The sequence below is a fragment of the Nitrospira sp. genome (assembly GCA_024760525.1).
In the GTDB taxonomy this organism is placed as follows: Bacteria; Nitrospirota; Nitrospiria; order Nitrospirales; family Nitrospiraceae; genus Nitrospira_D.
Window position 1 is genome coordinate 380,119 of record CP060499.1, and the last position, 17,341, is coordinate 397,459.

Sequence of the window (17,341 nt, forward strand, 5' to 3'; positions counted from 1 at the left end):
CAGAAGGAGCGAAACGTTACAGAGTATAGTCTGTAAATGGAAGGGAGGAGAGAAAGATGAAGAGGCGGAAGCTGACGAAGTCGATATCTGTGCGGATGTGTATGGTATTGGGGTTGCTGTTGGGATTCTCTTTCGGCGAAGCACAAGCCGAGGAGTACACGCTCAAGATTCCTTACGGTCTCGAAGAGACTGCTGTGGTTATTCCGACGGAGAATCCTTTGACGAAAGAGAAGGTCGAACTCGGCCGGTTGCTGTTTTTTGACAAACGGTTGTCGCAGGACAACACCATCGCCTGTGCGAATTGTCATATGGCGAAATTCGCGTTCACGGATGGCAAGCGCGTTTCTACCGGAATCCGTGGCCTGAAAGGTGGTCGTAGTGCACCGGCGTCCTTCAACCGGGTGTTCAGCAGCGCACAATTTTGGGACGGCCGGGCCGCGACATTGGAAGCTCAATCGGTCGGTCCGTTTACGAATCCGATCGAGCACGGCTTTGCCAACTACGATGTGATGAACGCGAAGATGATGAAAATCCCAGGCTATCGGAAACTCTTCAAGCAAGTCTTCGGCGATGACACCATCACGACTGAGAGAGTGGGCATGGCCATTGCCAGTTTCCAGCGTACCGTACTGTCCGGGAATAGTCCGGCGGACCGATTCGATCAGGGAGGAGAAACAGGGGCCATCCCAGAAGCCGCTCAGAGAGGCCTCATCCTGTTCCGTGAAAAGGCACGTTGTACAAAGTGCCACTCCGGGTTCAATTTCACCGACGAAAAATTTCACAACCTCGGCATCGGATGGGACGACAATACAGTAGATCTTGGCCGTTACATGGTCACTCAGAATCCTGAGGAACTCGGCGCATTTAAGACCCCGACCTTACGAGAGATCGCTCGAAGCGCTCCGTACATGCACGACGGCCGCTTCAAGACGCTTAAAGAGGTCGTCGATTTCTACAACAAGGGTGGTGTCAAGAATCCCCATCAGGACAACCTCGTCATTCCGCTAGAGCTGACAGATCAAGAAAAGCATGATCTGCTGGAGTTTCTCCAGACGCTCAACGGCGAAGGCTGGCAACACGTCTCTGCGCCGAAAACATTTCCGAAGTGATCGCACATTCGTAGCGGGCGGGTCATAGAGAGGGACTTCCATCGACGATCGGTCGAGGAAGTCCCTCGTTCATTTCTCAGCCAGGCAAAGATGGCGTGAAGGATTGAGACAGGTACCGATGCAGAATCGCTTGTTCGATGCGCGATCGTCCTCGGTCCGGAGCCGGAAATCGAAGCACCAGATGGATCTTGCCGAATTCCGGCAATTGAATCGTGATGCGTGGTTCAGGAGAAGGGGCTTCCAACAGATTGGTCTGCTCCAGCAATTTCATCTGCCGCACCGCTTCATCCATGAACGGGGCGCATTCGTGTTTGGCTGCTTCCAGTAGGATCCGTTCCGCCCGTTGCCAATCGCCGTCGCTCTTGATTGGAACCGTCAGCGTATAGAGGCCATACTCCTGTTGTGGGTTCTCTTTGATCAAGGGATTGGTAAACAGCAGGCTGTTGGGGAAGACGGTCACGCGACCGGTATACAAATGAGCCGATTGCCCAGGGCCGATCTCCAATAACTTCGTTGCGAACACGTCGTGGTCGAGGACCACTCCCCGGTGGCCGGCGATCTGGATCCGATCACCGACACCATAGACTTTGCCGCCGACTCGAAGCGCGGCTCCGCTCCAGCACAGGATCAGCTCTTTCGTCGCCAAGACTAACGCAGCCGCCAAGGCGATGATGGAGACGGCAAACGCTTGCAGCTCGTGCGCCCAGATAATCACCAAGCCGATGAGAAATGCGAACACGACCGAATTTCTGGTCGTCACGACCCAGCGCCGTTTTGACTCCATGGTGAGCGTCGGGTTGTTGGCGATCCATCGTACGACCAGGGTTCTGACGATGACCAGAAACAGCAAGACGATCAGAGACTTCAATCCATCCAGCGCAAACGAGCTGTCGATCGAAATCCACTCGTTTTGAGTCACGGTCGTCCTCTACTTCGTGGTCAGCGTTTCGCGGGTGCCCGGAACACATTCCTCACGTTTCCATTGCTTGAGGACCTTCTCTTCGGAGAACGTCAGCATGTACCGATAGCAATACAATGTCGGTTTGGCGATGTCAGTTCCTCCTTTGCCCATCATGCTCGTGACCGAATTGGAAGCATCCGCGATAAACGTGGGATTCCAGGTGGTGAGTTCCTGCTCACTGAGCGCGTACCGATAGGTCCAGAGGCTATCTCCGCCGAGGGCTGGGGTCTTGGCTGTGTGTGGGGGGCCTAGTCGGTCACGCACGTCCTCCTGTGTCAGCCGTCCGACCCCTTTTTTGAGATAGGTGTCTCGCCACGGACCTCCACATCCAGAGAGGCCGATCACCAGGACGACAAGCAGGACGCGCGCTATAGTGGGAAGCCCGTTGTTGATCGCGGACGAAATCGAAGCCGACATGCTGATGCCTACGCTACACCGGACGACGTGTAAGTGCAACTCCATGAGACCTTATGCGCAATCATCCTCCTTCCGTTCGACGCGTTCTCACCATTCGGGCAGGGCGGGAGCCGCTCACGGTGGACTGGATTTAGCCATCGGTTTTCGGTACCTTACCTCACGGGGCAAAGGTATGGGTATCCGACGAATTCTTGCCGGGTTCATCATGGGGTTTCTCACTCTGTCTCTGCCGTGTGGCTTAACAGCCGCGACTGAAAGCCGGACGACCAAACCTGAATCGCCTTCGACGACCTTACCGAGAGCTGACACTCTTTCCGTTCCCACCAAGCAGCCCGGATCCAACGGAGAGTTCAAGGTCGGAGACAAGATCAAGCCCGCGACGAACGGTGGAACGGTGCACCAGCTCGCCCTGCTGGTCTCGCCTTCTCACGAGATGATTGGAAAAGATGGCGCACCGATGGTGCTGATTCCGGCTGGTGAGTTTGTGATGGGGAGCGATAAGGGTGATGAAGATGAAGCTCCGACGCATCGCGTCCACCTCAGCGCATTTTACATCGATAAATTCGAGGTGACGAACGGACGGTTTGCCAAATATGTCGATGCCATTCAGAGTGAACCCCCATGGGGATTTGCGGACAAAGAAACGCCTGTCATCCATGCCGACCGTCCGGTTCGATGGGTGAACTGGATGGATGCCATGGGGTACTGCCTCTGGATCGGCAAGCGGCTTCCTACGGAGGCAGAATGGGAAAAGGCCGCACGTGGGACCGACGAACGGGTGTACCCGTGGGGCAATGATCCACCGACCTCGGTGCATGCGACCTATGGATTGAAGGAAGGTGGTGCGGAGAACGTATCGATCATCGGCGATCATCAAAAGGGACAAAGCCCGTACGGCGTGCAAGATCTGGCCGGCAATCTCTATGAATGGGTCATGGATTGGTATGGCGACGATTTTTACGCCCACTTTATCAATAGCCCTGCGATCAATCCGAGGGGACCCAGCGAGGGGACCGCGAAGGTACAGAGAGGGGGATCATATATCAACACTCCGTATCGGCTGCGGTCTTCGTTTCGCACGAAGGGCGATCCGAACGAGCAGGATCCGAACGTCGGGTTCCGCTGCGCTCAAGACGTTCCGAAGCAGCCATAACAGGATGCCGATAAGGTGTTCCAACCTCGTCTCGCGTCGCCCGCAAGCTGATCTCGACGCGGGTTTCGTCTGATTCCGTAACAATACGTGGGAACTTTCAGACGGCTTTCAAACATCACGCAAGGGAGTCATTTCTGCGCCACGCAGGAGGCAATCAGTGAAACGATACCGTGTGAAACCCGGAACCCATCTCTCCCTGAAGCTGTACGATCCGGACGGCACCGGCGAGTACAAGAAGAGCGAGCAAGGCAAGGAAAAGGCAAAAGTTGAGCTGGGCAGGCTCATTGCCCGGCTCGATGGGCTTCAGGAGCGTCTGTATGCCAATGCGACGCGATCGCTTCTTATTGTGCTGCAGGGGATGGATACGAGCGGAAAGGATGGAACGATCAAAAGCGTGATGTCCGGGGTGAACCCGCAAGGCTGCAAAGTGGTGGCCTTTAAGACCCCGTCCAACGATGAATTGGCCCACGACTTTCTGTGGCGGGTTCACCGTGAAGTTCCTCGCCACGGACAGATCGGCATCTTCAACCGGTCGCACTATGAGGACGTGCTGATTACCCGCGTCCATGGATGGGTATCCGATAAAGTTGCCAAGCGCCGCTTCAATCAAATCAAAGAATTCGAGGAACTCTTGACCGAAAGCGGGACGGCCGTGCTCAAGTTCTTTCTTCATATCTCGAAGGAGGAGCAGAAGGAGCGATTGGAAGCCCGCATCGCCGATCCGGAAAAGCGTTGGAAGTGGAGTTCCGGCGACCTTGAGGAACGCAAGTTGTGGGATGACTATCTGGAAGCGTTTGAGGATGTCATCGCGGCGACGAGCACCGAGTGCGCTCCCTGGTATATCGTGCCGGCCAACAGGAAGTGGTACCGCAATCTCGTCGTGGCGGACCGTGTTGTGGATGTGTTGGAAACCATGAAACTTAAGACGCCGCCTGCCCCGGAAGGTGTTGATTTCAGCAAGCTGAAGATCGTGTAGTCGGCTGTCTGGAGCAAGCCAGAGCCCATTAGGTAAAAAATAGGAAATAATGCTGTCCCCGCCCCTTGACAAGGTTTCTTAATGAGCGTAGGGAAAGAACCTGCGGCCCATCTATCATTCGAAGTTCGAGAGATCGGGTAGACCGCGCGGCTATCATCCAGGTCTCTCGGTGACTTCATCGCGAGAGGAGGGTGGATATGGACGACACGACGCCACCTGGCCCATTAGGCCCGCCGATGCGAGGGCGGGTTTCTCGTCGGTCATGCTAACCGATTCTCCGTCGGCTGTGCCATAGAGGCACTTTCAGCCCTCATCGGGCGGTAGCCGTCTCAAGCGGGGATGTCCGGAGAGCAAGAGGAACACAAGAGCCTGGGATTGACGAGGTCTCCCCCGACTGGATACCTTGCATCACGAGTATCGTGCGGGTCTTTCGGGCCGCGACATTCACAATCAGAATTCAGGCGTCCCAAGCGCCAAATCGCGGGCGACCTCCCACCATAGTGCAGGGTCGCCCGCGCTGTTTCTGCTTCCTTTTCTCCTCAATGTTCCGATCAGATGCGATCCGGGAAGTCCGAGATAAGGCCGTCCACACCGAGCGTTTTCATCTTCTTGATCTCGGCAGGTGTATTGACCGTGTAGGCGAACACGATCAGACGTGCTTTGTGTAGAGCCGTTACGAGGGCTTTGGTCACCGTATCGATGCGCAAGCCCACATGAGTCGCTTGCAGCCTGACGGCGGCAGAACCGGGATCCTTGGGCAGCCGTTTAAAGAGCACCAGCGTCTTGGCCTCAGGATCGATTCTTCGTATGTGTTGAAGTTCCTCGTGCACAAAGGATGCGTAGATCACCGGCTTCGTGAAGCCGCCGGCACGGACGACCGCGCAAACATCGTAAGCCAGGCCTTCAGTCTTCAGTTCCAGAATCAGGCCGATGCGTCCACTGCTGATCCTAAGGGCTTCCTCCAGCGTCGGAACCATTTGACCGCTCCCGGCGTCCACCTTCCGTATTTCTTCCAGTGTGATCTCAGAGACGAGTCCGCGACCGTTTATTGTGGGATGGATCCGCTCATCATGTACCAGGATCAGTTCGTCATCGGCGGTTCGTCTGATATCCACTTCGGTGAGTGAACATCGCAGCGTAATCGCCCGTTTGATGGAGGCCAACGTATTTTCAGGCGCGTGACCGCAGGCACCGCGATGGCCGATGCGGAGGATCTTCCCGTTGGGGCTTCCTTTTGGCATGCCACTGTCCTACCATATCGGCGTGGCAGAAAAGAAATCTAAAAACACACCATTGCCCAAGGGTACGAAACGTCGCCGGAAGCCGGCCGGATTCTCTACCGGACTGGCCGCTCAGGAGCTACAAGCGGCTGCACCGCCTGTCGCAGTGGTGGAGCTGCATCAAGAAATTGAGAAGGATGAAGGACGAGTCCTCTCAATTTACCGCGAACCGTACGGAGGGCGGTGGGTAGTTCTGGCAGCCCTACCGATCGAGCTCGTTGCCCCGACACCGTATCAACGAAATCTCTCCGACTCCCACGTGAAAAAGTTAGAAGCGGCGATCGGCAAGATCGGGCAATTTCTTGATCCTATCATCGCCGTGCGCATATCGAAGCCCGACCAGGCAGCAAAGTACTGGACGCCGAATGGACACCATCGTCTTTCCGCCATGCGGACGCTCGGAGCCAGGAGTATCGTCGCCATCGTCGTCCCGGAACCATCGGCGGCCTACCAGATTCTCGCCTTGAATACCGAGAAGGCGCATAACCTTCGTGAAAAAGCGTTGGAAGTCATCCGCATGTACGAGGAACTGGTTCATATCGGTTCGGCGACGGAGGACAGTTATGCCCTGGAGTTTGAGGAGCCGGCGCTGATCACCCTGGGACTCTGCTACAAAGAACGGCCTCGGTTCAGCGGTGGGGCCTATCATCCGGTTTTGAAACGAGTCGACGCATTTCTGTTAAAACCACTACGGGCAGCCTTGGAGGTTCGGCAACAGCGCGCGGGGTCTTTGCTCGCTCTGGATGATGTGATCGTCAAACAAGTTGAAGCCCTCAAGGTCAAAGGACTGACCAGCCCCTATCTCAAGAGCTTCGTGGTCGCCCGCGTGAATCCGATTCGGTTCAGGCCCAAAGAGGCCCCGCCCCTGTCATTCGAGGACGCGCTTGATCGGATGATGCAGGCTGCGGAGAAGTTCAATCCGGACAAGATCAAAATCGATGATCTGGCGAAGTCCGGAGGAAGCCCGGACGAGACAGAGTAATCACTCAGTCTTGTTTCCATGCCGATGGCCCCTTTACAATACTTTCGTGGTCATGTTCCTGAGGAGGTGGTTATGGGTCTTGCCGACAACCAATGTGTTCCCTGTCGTGGCGGTGTGCCGCCCTTGCCGAACGATCGGATTCAGGCGTTCTTGAAAGAACTGGGGCGCGGGTGGTCTCTCAATGGCCAGGGGCATCTTGAACGGTTGTACACGTTCAAAGACTTTGCTCAGGCGTTGGCCTTTGTCAACAAGGTGAGTGCGATCGCAGAAGCCGAAGGTCACCATCCCGATCTTTATCTGGCCTGGGGAAAAACCAAGGTTGAGATCTGGACCCATAAGATCAGCGGCCTGACTGAGAGCGACTTCTATCTTGCAGCCAAGGCCGACCGGGAATTCGAACCGTTCAGGACAGGAACCTAGCTCACACGATGTTCACGAAGGCCGTCGTTCTCATCCGCCCACCCCGGCGCGCCGAGACGCGACTTTCACCTGGCAAGGCCGCAGCGGGCGAAGAGGTGAGGCGTACGCTTTCTGGTACGGTGAGCTTCTGAGCGATGCGAGAACTATGCTGGGAGGCGTACTCAACGTCCTGTTACGAGGCAGCAGATGAGCGACCAGACTCATATCGCGCTCGTCAATATGCCGTTCAGCTACGCCAAGTATCCCTCGATTCAACTCGGTACGCTTTCTACGCTTCTGAAGTCCAACGGGATTCCCGTCGATTGCCATCATTTGAACGTGCGCTTCGCCCACCTGATCGGGGTGAATTTGCACGAGGCGATTTGTGAAAAACGGGCGCTCTTCGGTGAATGGCTGTTTTCCTACCTCCTGTTCCGATCCAACCCAAAACGTGCCGAGTATCCGCGGGTGTTCAAGCCGGTATTTGAGCAGTTGGCTCAAGAGAGTGGGAAGCCGATCGGATATTTTGAGGAAATGGCGACGCGCATCGCCCCGCAGTTTCTGACCTGGGCGCTTCGCTCCATCAATTGGGGGCAGTACAAGGTGGTCGGATTTACCTCGACGTTCGACCAGAACGTGGCGAGTCTGACAATGGCCAAGTTGATCAAGGATCTCTATCCGCAGGTCACGATCGTCTTTGGGGGGGCGAACTTCGACGGCGAGATGGGCCATGAGTACTTCAGGGCGTTTCCCTTTATCGATCATGTCGTAGTCGGTGAGGGTGAAGAAAGCTTCCTTCCGTTGGTACGACAGATTCTGGCCGGCAAGACAGAAGGCTATCCGAACGGCGTGGCCTATCGGCAAGGGGAGCAGATTGAGTTCACGGAGAATACGGAGCTCTTCTCCGATTTTTCGAAGACCGGACCACCCGACTATGACGACTATTATCACCTGCTCGCGGAACTCGGCCAAACCGCGCAAGGACTGGATCGCATTCTTCTGTATGAAGGCTCTCGCGGCTGTTGGTGGGGGGAGAAACATCACTGCACATTCTGTGGGCTCAATGCGCAGAGCATGAAGTTTCGGGCGAAAGCGCCACAGCAGGTCATGCGGGAAATCGCTTATCTCTCACATCGGTACGATGCGGTACGGTTTCGTATGGTCGATAACATCATCGACATGTCGTATATCGAAGAGCTGTTCGGAAGACTCGCGGCGGACCATTGCGACCTGGATGTATTTATCGAAACCAAGAGTAATTTGCAGAAGCGCCAGATCAAGACCTTGGCGGCAGGTGGGGTGAAATGTATGCAGCCCGGATTGGAAAGTCTGAGTCTTGCTCAGCTGCATGCCATGGACAAGGGCGCCACGCCGATGCAGAACATCATCTGCCTCAAATGGAGTCTCTATTATCACGTGACGGTGCTCTGGAATATCCTGCTTGGTTTTCCAGGGGAGACCAACGAGGATTATCAACGCCAGCTCAGCTTGATCCCTTCGCTGGTCCACCTCCAGCCGCCGGAGGCGACGGGAAAGTTCTGGTTACAGCGTTTCAGCCCCTATTTCACCAGACCACACGAGTACGGAGTGCGCATTACCGGGCCGGGAATGGCGTACGAGTATGTCTATGACGCAGAGAGGATCGACCTGAGGAAGATCGCCTATGATTTCGAGTACGAACTCGACAACTGGCCAGTGGATCCTCACGCGTATCAAGAGCTCGTTGCAGCGATTGAAGGCTGGCAGCGAATGCATCGGTCGAGAGAGCGCCCGTTCCTGTACTATTCAAAAGCGCCAAACTATGTGACGGTCTATGACGGCAGGGATCCAAAGGAGCCGGTTCGCCGGAGATATGAAGGTTTGGCGGGGTCGGTGATCGAGATCTGCAACGAATCGGCGAAGAGCATCGAGCAGATTCGTACAGCAGTTGCGGGACGAACCGAATGCGATGACGCAGCATTGTTGCCAATCCTCAACGACCTCACGGCACAGCGTGTCTTGTATCAAGAACGCGGCAAGTACTTGACACTGGCCATTCCGGAGAATCCCTATCTGTAGAGACAATCGCCTCCACGGGATTTGCCTTCGATTTGAAAAGCCGCTGAATGGGATCGGATTGCTATTGTGCCTGGTACTAGACAGTTTTTAGTCCCCACGCTACACTCCCGCCCATCAAACCGGGTCTTTACGTAAGAGCCGCTCGGATCTGTCTAGAGAGGTGGCCATGACGGTTGCTCCGACCGTTCTGGGTTTATTCCTCACACCACACTGTGTGCCTGCGCTGCTACGTCGACCATTATTCCTAGTTTCACTCTATAGGTGACCAATTGAAGGACTCAAAAATGCGTTGCAGAGGTTGTCGTCTGGAATCAGATATGTAGTTCTTGAACAGGACACGGCCTTCCATGTCGTTTGAGAAAAGAAACTTGAGGGTATTCTTGAGTTCCAGTATGGGCGAATTTCGTGCCCATAGAACCGCTGTAAAACACGAGCTGGATTCCCTGGAGATTCCCAATTTTGTGTTTGAAAGAGAGGGTGCATCCGATCAAGCACCGGAGGAAATCTTTCGGGCGGCGGTGCGGGGAGCCAGTGTGTACATCGGGGTGTTTGGAAAAGCATGTGGAACGTATACGAAGGAAGAATACGAAATGGCTCGGGCACAGCGGGTTGCCTGTCATTTGTATGTTCAACAGATGAGTGATGACGAACGCAGCGAAGAGCTAAAGGAGTTTTTGAAAGGTCTAAGCGGAGTTTCGGACGTACCGACGCTGTACTATTTTCAATCCACAGACGATCTGGTTGCGCAAATCAAGCGCGACCTCTGGGCCTGGAGAGATCGGTTGGTAGGTCATGAGAATTGGGATGAAAACCAAATCGATCTGAAAGACAGCCTGCCGATTTTGTGTGATCGAGACCTTCAGGAAATTCAATTGGAGACGCAGGTTGTCTCCTATTTCCAAGTGCGCTCCACACGACCGTTGTTGCTGATTTTGCCCGGACCAGTTCAAGAAAAACATGGGCTCTATCTAGAAAGGGTCAAGTTGTGTTCCTTGGGTGAATATTTGGCTAAGGCCAGCATTCGGGGCGAGAAAAAAATCATCCGATTCCGGAAGTCTCCCTGCGCGATGACCACTCCTGCTCATCTCCAGATGGAAATCCTGGGGCTGCTGCGTGGGCAGGAGACGGGAGACGACGGAGTGATCGTGGCCCATATCAAACAAGCACGGATAAAGGCGCTCTTGATCGAAATACAGCTGCTGGCTTCTGAATGCGAGGGGAATCCTCAAAAGCCTTTGCAACTCATCGCGAGCTATCTGGCCGCCTTTCCCGATACCAGGGAAAGTGTCTTGGTGGGTGTTGTGGTGTCTCTGGAGGAGGATGAGAAGCAAGGCTGGTTGAGTCGGCTGTGGGGCAGAGGAGGCTCAAACAGATCGGCCGATCTGTTTGAGAGGAGTATCCAGGATTTAGAAGAACGATATCGGGATGGTTCGAAGCTCCTGGTCAAGGTGTTGCCTCGCTTGACTTCTCCGAAAGTGGCTGATGTGCGGCGATGGTTGGAGCATGAGCTTGTGAAGTCCTCGGCCCTCAGGGTAGGGGAGAGAGAAATTGAGGCGATATTTCAAGGTCGCGACAGTCTGCCGATGGACGACCTCTATCCGAAGTTAGCGGACCTATTGGGAAAACGTAGGGGGTAAATCCAGTCGGTTTGCCATCAAATGGAAAACTTTTCCAAGGAGGAGATATCGTGCCATTTCCGTTTATCACAGGAATAGCCTCACAGCCGCCGGCCCAGCCGGTGAACTTGCCACAACCGTCCAAAGCCAAACAACTGGATCCTGCCGGCTATCTCATGGATCAGCCGTTGGTGGATGCGGTCAATGTGGCGTTGCTCCTAAGCCAGCCGTTGTTGCTGACCGGCGAGCCCGGCACAGGCAAAACCCAATTGGCCTACCGTGTGGCGTGGGAGTTGGGTTTTGGAGAACCGCTGCGCTTTGATACGAAATCAGGGAGCACCGCGAAAGATGTGCTCTATCGCTATGACACACTGAGCCGCTTTCATGCCGCCAATACGAATTCGGGCAGCCAGAATAATTTGGATTACCTGACCTACGTAGGATTGGGGAAAGCCATTGTCTTGTCCCGCGAACCAAGAGACGTGCAGGCGATTCTCCCGCGGACCTTTCGGCACACAGGACCGAAACGCAGCGTGGTCCTGATTGATGAGATTGACAAAGCCTCGCGGGATTTCCCCAACGATCTGCTGTTGGAGATCGATGCCCTGCGATTCCACATTCCGGAGCTGAACGAGGAGGTCGAAGCGGATCCGGAGCTTCGGCCCGTGCTCGTGCTCACCAGCAATTCGGAGCAGAACCTGCCGGATGCCTTCCTGCGTCGGTGTATTTACTATCACATTCCCTTACCGGATCGGACAAGGCTGGCTGAAATTGTTCGAAGCCGACTCTCGGGCGTCAGTCCGGCTCAGGAGAATTCTCTACTGCTGGATTCGGCACTGGATTTGTTTCATGAGGTACGCGAATTGGATTTGAGGAAGCCTCCGTCGACGGCGGAACTGCTCAATTGGCTGCAGACGCTTGAACACTATGGCGTTGACAAGAACAGGAAGGTAACCGATGCTCCAGAGCCTTTGAAAAAGAGTATCAGCACGCTCGCGAAAACCCAGGAAGATAGGAATATGCTGATGACCTGGGTGCAGGAACGATTTGCCAAGCATTCCTGACGCACGAGATGTTGCATCCAGAGGAGATAGGTGACCTTGCAGACCATCTTAGAGGAGAAGGCTATAGACCCTCGCTCTATCAAGTCCTGGCCGCGCAAGAGACGGTCCGCGAGGAATCACGGAGGGCTGTAGCCCTTGGATCCCTGGTGCGGCTTACAACTCTCCTCCGTCCGATCTTCTGTTCCACTCCCGAAGAGCAAGAACGGTTTGAGAAGATTTACCTTGAATGGCTGCGGGATCGGAGCGGGCGCGCCTATACGATACCCGTGATCCCAATCCCTCAGCCTCCTCCTGATAAACAGCACACACATTGGCGCATGAAGCTGGCGGCGGCGGGGTTACTCGTCTTGCCGGCGCTCACGGCGTGGTTTCTTTGGCAAGATCTTCGCTCACGTGAAGCAGTGGGCCGAGTCATGGCGGACAACCAGCCCGTCGCTCAGGCGACGGTACGACTGGGTGAACAGACGGTTACAACGGATGCACAAGGCACCTTCAAAGTTGTCTTCAAAAATGATGACATGCCGCTGCAATTGCTGATCGAAACGAAGGAGTATCTCTCGAGCCAATCTCTTGCCGGGCAAACGATCAAGGCGAGTCGAAAGTTGTTCTACTTGTATCCAATAGATCTGGACACCCAATTCCCGATCGGTGAGGTGCAACTTGCCAGGGAAACACCCTCGCCCATCCTGCCGCGGGTGCCTGATGTGCCTGCGCTTCAGCCGTCTCCCGCAACAATGAGTCTGGAGCGGATACCAAGCCGCAGACCTCCGATTCTTCCCTGGTGGGCGAGGCTTTCCTATCCAACTGCCCTGGCAGTGGTGACACCTGGGTTAGTCGTGCTGGTGTGGCTCCTCTACCGGTTCAGCCGCCGCGCCGTGCTCAAACGTCAGTCGAGCCTGATTCGTCCGCAACTCAAACAGATCCAGGTCCAGGCCGGGACCCGACGAATTTTTCCTTCGCTTTCGTTGAGGCACGTCACACAGCGTCTCCGTCAAACGCGCTTTGAGGAGTCTGCTGAACTGGACGTCCGGAGCACGATTCACCGCACGATGAATCGTGGAGGCTTATTCACGCCGGTGTTTGGCTCCAAACGCGAGCCTGGTTATGTGGCCCTGATCGACCGCGCAACGGTGGCCGACCACCAGGCCAATGTCGCGGCCCAATTGGTGAAGGATTTAGCCAAAGGGTATGTCTTGGTTCGTCAGTATGAATTTGATGAACAGCCGACCATGCTGCGGAGGGTAGATCCACTCCGTGGCGAACCGAAGCATGGAATGGGCGCGGCGGCCGTGGCGGCGATGACAGAGTTCATGGAATTAGGGGAGGTAACGGCCAAGTTTCCCACCAGTCGCTTGCTCTGCTTTGCAGATCCCATGACCTGTTTTGATCCATTGACTGGAAAAATCCGACCATGGGTCGAAACGCTGGAAGCCTGGGAGGAACGGTTCCTGTTTACCACCCGCACGTATGGTCGATGGGGACAAGCAGAACGGATTCTGAGCCGGCGCGGCTTTCAGGTCATACCGCTCTCTCTTCTCGGTCTGCGGCTATTTTCGCAGCTTTTGGAGCAGGGCAGTCCTCCAGTGACGACCACCAAAGTCGCCTCACGAGAACGGCGGGATCTCTATGATCGAACAGCCCAACGATGGCTGGAGCGGCATCCGCCTTCACAGGACGTCATAGCAAGGTTGATGAATGACATCCGGAAAGAATTGGGGCCGGACGGGATCCATTGGCTGGCAGCCTGTGCCGCCTACCCGGAAATTCACTGGGCTCTGACGCTGGAGTGGGGCGTCCGTCTGTTCGGTCACGGCCCTACTGCGGAGGCGCTACTGCCCAAGCTCATGCCACTCGTCTGGTTTCGGCAAGCCTTCATGCCTGATTGGTTCCGTCATGCGCTCTATGACCAGTTGACGGGGCAAGAGGCTGATCGGATCAGTCAGGATCTCGGCGAAATAATCAGCGCCCTGAACCCTGAACGGGCCGCCGCACTCCAACTCCATATCGCCTTGCCGCCTGGCGCGAAACAACAATCAGCCGATGCCGGTGGAGGGAGCAGCGCGTGGTTCCAGAACCTCCGTCGCAGATTGGCGATACAAGAAATGGGGCGAGCTGCTGAGCCGGGGAGCCCCATGCGCGACTACGTCATGCTGCAATACCTGTCCGGGAAACAAGGGAAGTCTCTCACTGCTAATGCGCCCAAGGCGTTGCTGACACTCCTGTTTCCCAAGGGACAACCGTGGCTAGGATTTCGACCGCTTTTCCTCGTGATGGCTGCATGCCTGGTGTCCACCGGCCTCTGGTGGTCGGAGGATCCTGCACCGGTACCCTTACCGTCACCCATCGCAGATGTGGGGTTTCTTTCGGAGACGAATGAAGTGTTCCTCAAGCGTGAAAACGGGCGTGTGGAACGCTGGGGGCAGAAAGGCCCGGAGTTGGTTCTCCTGGAATCGGGTGAGGAAGGAGCCCTCGCCGATCGCGTGCACAAGGTCACCATGGGGCAACTTCGCGTGGCTGATCCGACGAAAGAGTTCGAGCTGACCTATGAGAAAGAGGGGCTGCTCCGTGTGACCGTGCATGAGGATGGACGGGAACTCGCACGAGAACCAGCGCCCGCGGCTCAGGTAGCCAGTCTGCATTGGCCGGCCGGTTTCGACGCATTCTTGGTAGTGGTCCACGCAGACGTTCCCGACCTAGTGAAACTCAATGGGCTTGAGAGCTTGCGTCAGCGGGAGATTGCGAGAAAGACGGATGAACAAGCATCTGCTGCAGCGAAGGCCGACGAGGCCGAAGCGAGGGCCAAGGTGAAGGAGGCGAAAATAGCGGAAGCCAAGCGGCAGGCTGAATCCGCTGCGAAGAAGAAAGCCGCCGGAGATGCGCTCCAGGCGGCTGATGAAAAGAAGCGCCCACAGTCCAACGAGACAACATCAGCCGAAAAGTCGGCACCGTCGACGGACATCAAGCAAAGCGGCGTGCGTGAACCGGGCCTCTCCAGGTCAGCGCAACAGCAGTCGGGACCGAATACTCAAGAACACTCTCAGAGCCAACAACTGGTAATGAAGCAACCATTACAGGAGCAGCTGGTTGGGAAACCGCCTTCAAGAATCACCGGTAAAGATGGTGCTCCGATGGTGCTCATTCCGCCAGGGAACTTTCTGATGGGCAGCACGGAAGACGAGGTGGATCGGGCGATCCGATCTTGTGTCAATGAGTTGAAGAAAGATCAGCAAACCTGCGACGGCTTGTACAAGCCCGAACTCCCTCAGCACCAAGTCCGAATCGACGAGTTTTATCTGGACAAGTACGAGGTGACTAACCGACTTTTCCAACAGTTCGTTCAGCAAACCGGCCACCAGACCACAGCGGAGGAGAAAGGCAGCGCGATGTCCTTTAGCGAGAGAAAAGTGTGGGAGGAAGTGAATGGGGCAACGTGGAGGCAGCCGGAGGGTAGCGAGATAGTCTTTGCCTCAGAGCGTGCGGAGCATCCTGTGGTATCTGTGTCTTGGGATGATGCACAGGGCTATTGTCGGTGGGCCGGGAAACAGCTACCTACAGAGGCGCAGTTTGAATATGCGACCCGGGCGGGCACGACGACGGAGTACTGGTGGGGGCAAGGACATCCAGGGGCCAGACGAGTCGAAAACCTTGCAGACGAATCCGCTAGAGATCTCCTAAGAGGCATCATCACCGGCTATGACGATGGTGTGATGCGCACCGCACCCGTCGGATCCTATGAGGCAAATCCCTGGGGGCTGTATGACATCACTGGAAATGTCGCGGAGTGGACGGCGGACTGGTACGACGCCAACTATTACAGCAAAAGCCCGGCTCGCAATCCGACAGGGCCCTCTAACGGCCAGTATCGTGTGCTCCGCGGTGGAGCCTGGTCCACTGTACTGGTCTACCTACGTTCTGCATACCGCCTCTGGAGCACACCTGCGCATCGGAAGAGCAATATCGGGTTCCGTTGTGCCCAGGACATTCCGAAGTAACCTGTACTCTTTGACTCCGTTTCCTTTTCTCCGGCTCTTGTATTTTCTATGGCCTGCGGGGTGCATGTGACCGGGTATTGAATTTTTTTGCATTCCTTTGTTCGCCCTGAGCTTGTCGAAGGGCCCCCGATTCCGTGTCATTCCGTTCGTGGTTCGACAGGCTCACGACGAACGGAGGATCGTGCGAGGTCGGTAACAATTCATTGATCTACTCAAGACAGGACAGCTACCCACTTTCATAGGAGGATATTATGGCTGACGACTATTTCCTCAAAATCGACGGGATTGAAGGCGAGAGCACGGATGCGCGACACAAGGGAGAAATCGCACTGGATGCGTGGTCGTTCGGAGGGACGGCTGGCTCGGTTGCAGGAAAGCCGTCAGGACCAACAAGGCCGGGTATCGCCAGCGGAAGATTCAACGCGCAGGACTTTCAGTTTACGGCGAAAGCCAGCAAGGCCTCACCGAAGCTCTTTGAGGCATGCGCTACAGGGACGCGCTTGAGAGATGTCACGCTATTCGCAAGAAAAGCAGGAGACGAAAAACAGGAGTACTTGAGGATCAGATTGACCGATGTCGGGATCTCTTCCTACCAACAGGGCGGATCAAGTGGGGTTAGCGATGCACCTGCCGAACAGGTATCGTGCAACTTCGCCAGCATTGAAATTGAATACAAAGAGCAAAGGCACGATGGTTCCCTTGGCGGCTCAGTCACCGCGAAGGTCGACGTAAAAAAGATCAAGTCTATTAGAGCAAAGAGTCGCTGACTCCTACGGAGAGGACGAGATCTCCGCTCGAACTGAAAAGCTTCCCTAGTTGGCTGAACGCCTGGGACGGTTAGGAGATCTACATCGACAACTTCTCGACCACGTTTCTCATCTGCATGCCATGAACCAGTGAGGCGCCGCCGCAGGTCGCGCAGGAGTGGAGCAGGAAAGAAGCGAGCGGTGGAACGATCAGGCATGACCGGGAGGCATGGGATCGACATTCGAAAGGGTTTCGGAGAATCGATTGCCTACGATGTCGGTGACCTTCGCCATCAGATCCGTTACCTCTTGCCATTCTTTGGGCAGTAAGTCGTGCTTCAATTGAGGATGGATGGCCCATTGAGCTTCAACCTGCGTCCCTGTCCTGCTGACGAGAACGCGGAGCAGCTCCACATCCCACGCCGAGTCGGTACCTTTATTGCTGGAAGGGGTCATGTTTGGTTGTCCGGAAGGAGGAACCGCGCGTGCCATGAGATGACCTCGGTCGTGCAAGTTCATGTAGCATACCGTATTCAGAGTCAGGTTGTATATCCAGAGATCCACGGGCGAAGGATATCTTGACGTGGA

14 protein-coding genes are annotated in these 17,341 nt (G+C 55.5%); 10 read left to right on the forward strand and 4 right to left on the reverse strand.

What is annotated here, in order from left to right:
* Positions 1–56: 56 nt before the first annotated feature.
* Positions 57–1,109, forward strand: coding sequence for a c-type cytochrome (locus H8K04_01840; GenBank protein ID UVT16332.1), 1,053 nt, complete (start codon positions 57–59; stop codon positions 1,107–1,109).
* A 76-nt stretch (positions 1,110–1,185) separates the two neighbouring features.
* On the opposite strand, the gene H8K04_01845 is transcribed toward H8K04_01840, so the two are convergent.
* Both H8K04_01845 and H8K04_01850 read right to left on the reverse strand, forming a co-directional pair.
* Entirely contained in the window at positions 1,186–2,028 is an 843-nt protein-coding gene (locus H8K04_01845; GenBank protein UVT16333.1) for a mechanosensitive ion channel family protein, read from the reverse strand.
* A 9-nt stretch (positions 2,029–2,037) separates the two neighbouring features.
* Complete coding sequence (locus H8K04_01850; protein ID UVT16334.1) at positions 2,038–2,487, reverse strand: hypothetical protein; 450 nt, start codon at positions 2,485–2,487, stop codon at positions 2,038–2,040.
* Positions 2,488–2,659: 172 nt separating this feature from the next.
* On the opposite strand from H8K04_01850, the gene H8K04_01855 reads away from it, so the two are divergent.
* Positions 2,660–3,640, forward strand: a complete 981-nt coding sequence (locus H8K04_01855; GenBank protein UVT16335.1) for a formylglycine-generating enzyme family protein — start codon at positions 2,660–2,662, stop codon at positions 3,638–3,640.
* A 157-nt stretch (positions 3,641–3,797) separates the two neighbouring features.
* A complete protein-coding gene (locus tag H8K04_01860) occupies positions 3,798–4,616 on the forward strand; it encodes a polyphosphate kinase 2 family protein (GenBank protein UVT16336.1) in 819 nt (272 codons plus the stop codon).
* A gap of 551 nt (positions 4,617–5,167) precedes the next feature.
* On the opposite strand, the gene H8K04_01865 is transcribed toward H8K04_01860, so the two are convergent.
* Positions 5,168–5,857, reverse strand: a complete 690-nt coding sequence (locus H8K04_01865; protein UVT16337.1) for a hypothetical protein — start codon at positions 5,855–5,857, stop codon at positions 5,168–5,170.
* Positions 5,858–5,879: 22 nt separating this feature from the next.
* Between H8K04_01865 and H8K04_01870 the strand changes: the two genes are divergently transcribed.
* From H8K04_01870 to H8K04_01900, 7 genes are all read left to right on the forward strand, one after another.
* Positions 5,880–6,878, forward strand: a complete 999-nt coding sequence (locus tag H8K04_01870) for a ParB N-terminal domain-containing protein (GenBank protein ID UVT17829.1) — start codon at positions 5,880–5,882, stop codon at positions 6,876–6,878.
* A gap of 72 nt (positions 6,879–6,950) precedes the next feature.
* Complete coding sequence (locus H8K04_01875; GenBank protein UVT16338.1) at positions 6,951–7,298, forward strand: 4a-hydroxytetrahydrobiopterin dehydratase; 348 nt, start codon at positions 6,951–6,953, stop codon at positions 7,296–7,298.
* A 186-nt stretch (positions 7,299–7,484) separates the two neighbouring features.
* Positions 7,485–9,335, forward strand: coding sequence for a RiPP maturation radical SAM protein 1 (locus H8K04_01880; protein UVT16339.1), 1,851 nt, complete (start codon positions 7,485–7,487; stop codon positions 9,333–9,335).
* 392 nt (positions 9,336–9,727) lie between these two features.
* Complete coding sequence (locus H8K04_01885) at positions 9,728–10,972, forward strand: hypothetical protein (GenBank protein UVT16340.1); 1,245 nt, start codon at positions 9,728–9,730, stop codon at positions 10,970–10,972.
* Positions 10,973–11,127: 155 nt separating this feature from the next.
* On the forward strand, positions 11,128–12,015 hold the full coding sequence (locus H8K04_01890; GenBank protein ID UVT17830.1) for an AAA family ATPase: 888 nt from the start codon (positions 11,128–11,130) through the stop codon (positions 12,013–12,015).
* Positions 12,016–12,023: 8 nt separating this feature from the next.
* Positions 12,024–16,007: a formylglycine-generating enzyme family protein gene (locus tag H8K04_01895; GenBank protein UVT16341.1), complete on the forward strand. Its 3,984-nt coding sequence runs from the start codon at positions 12,024–12,026 to the stop codon at positions 16,005–16,007.
* Positions 16,008–16,258: 251 nt separating this feature from the next.
* Entirely contained in the window at positions 16,259–16,774 is a 516-nt protein-coding gene (locus H8K04_01900; GenBank protein UVT16342.1) for a type VI secretion system tube protein Hcp, read from the forward strand.
* A gap of 189 nt (positions 16,775–16,963) precedes the next feature.
* Here the strand turns inward: H8K04_01900 and H8K04_01905 are convergent, their stop codons facing one another.
* Complete coding sequence (locus H8K04_01905; GenBank protein ID UVT16343.1) at positions 16,964–17,245, reverse strand: hypothetical protein; 282 nt, start codon at positions 17,243–17,245, stop codon at positions 16,964–16,966.
* Positions 17,246–17,341 lie beyond the last annotated feature (96 nt).

What these genes read in the sequence shown, in the direction of transcription:
- H8K04_01880 (UVT16339.1), top strand. Translation starts at nt 7,485, where the DNA reads ATGAGCGACCAGACTCATATCGCGCTCGTCAATATGCCGTTCAGCTAC.
- H8K04_01895 (UVT16341.1), top strand. Translation starts at nt 12,024, where the DNA reads ATGTTGCATCCAGAGGAGATAGGTGACCTTGCAGACCATCTTAGAGGA.
- H8K04_01905 (UVT16343.1), bottom strand. Translation starts at nt 17,245, where the DNA reads ATGGCACGCGCGGTTCCTCCTTCCGGACAACCAAACATGACCCCTTCC.
- H8K04_01890 (UVT17830.1), top strand. Translation starts at nt 11,128, where the DNA reads ATGGATCAGCCGTTGGTGGATGCGGTCAATGTGGCGTTGCTCCTAAGC.
- H8K04_01865 (UVT16337.1), bottom strand. Translation starts at nt 5,857, where the DNA reads ATGCCAAAAGGAAGCCCCAACGGGAAGATCCTCCGCATCGGCCATCGC.
- H8K04_01840 (UVT16332.1), top strand. Translation starts at nt 57, where the DNA reads ATGAAGAGGCGGAAGCTGACGAAGTCGATATCTGTGCGGATGTGTATG.
- H8K04_01850 (UVT16334.1), bottom strand. Translation starts at nt 2,487, where the DNA reads ATGTCGGCTTCGATTTCGTCCGCGATCAACAACGGGCTTCCCACTATA.
- H8K04_01855 (UVT16335.1), top strand. Translation starts at nt 2,660, where the DNA reads ATGGGTATCCGACGAATTCTTGCCGGGTTCATCATGGGGTTTCTCACT.
- H8K04_01900 (UVT16342.1), top strand. Translation starts at nt 16,259, where the DNA reads ATGGCTGACGACTATTTCCTCAAAATCGACGGGATTGAAGGCGAGAGC.
- H8K04_01885 (UVT16340.1), top strand. Translation starts at nt 9,728, where the DNA reads ATGGGCGAATTTCGTGCCCATAGAACCGCTGTAAAACACGAGCTGGAT.
- H8K04_01875 (UVT16338.1), top strand. Translation starts at nt 6,951, where the DNA reads ATGGGTCTTGCCGACAACCAATGTGTTCCCTGTCGTGGCGGTGTGCCG.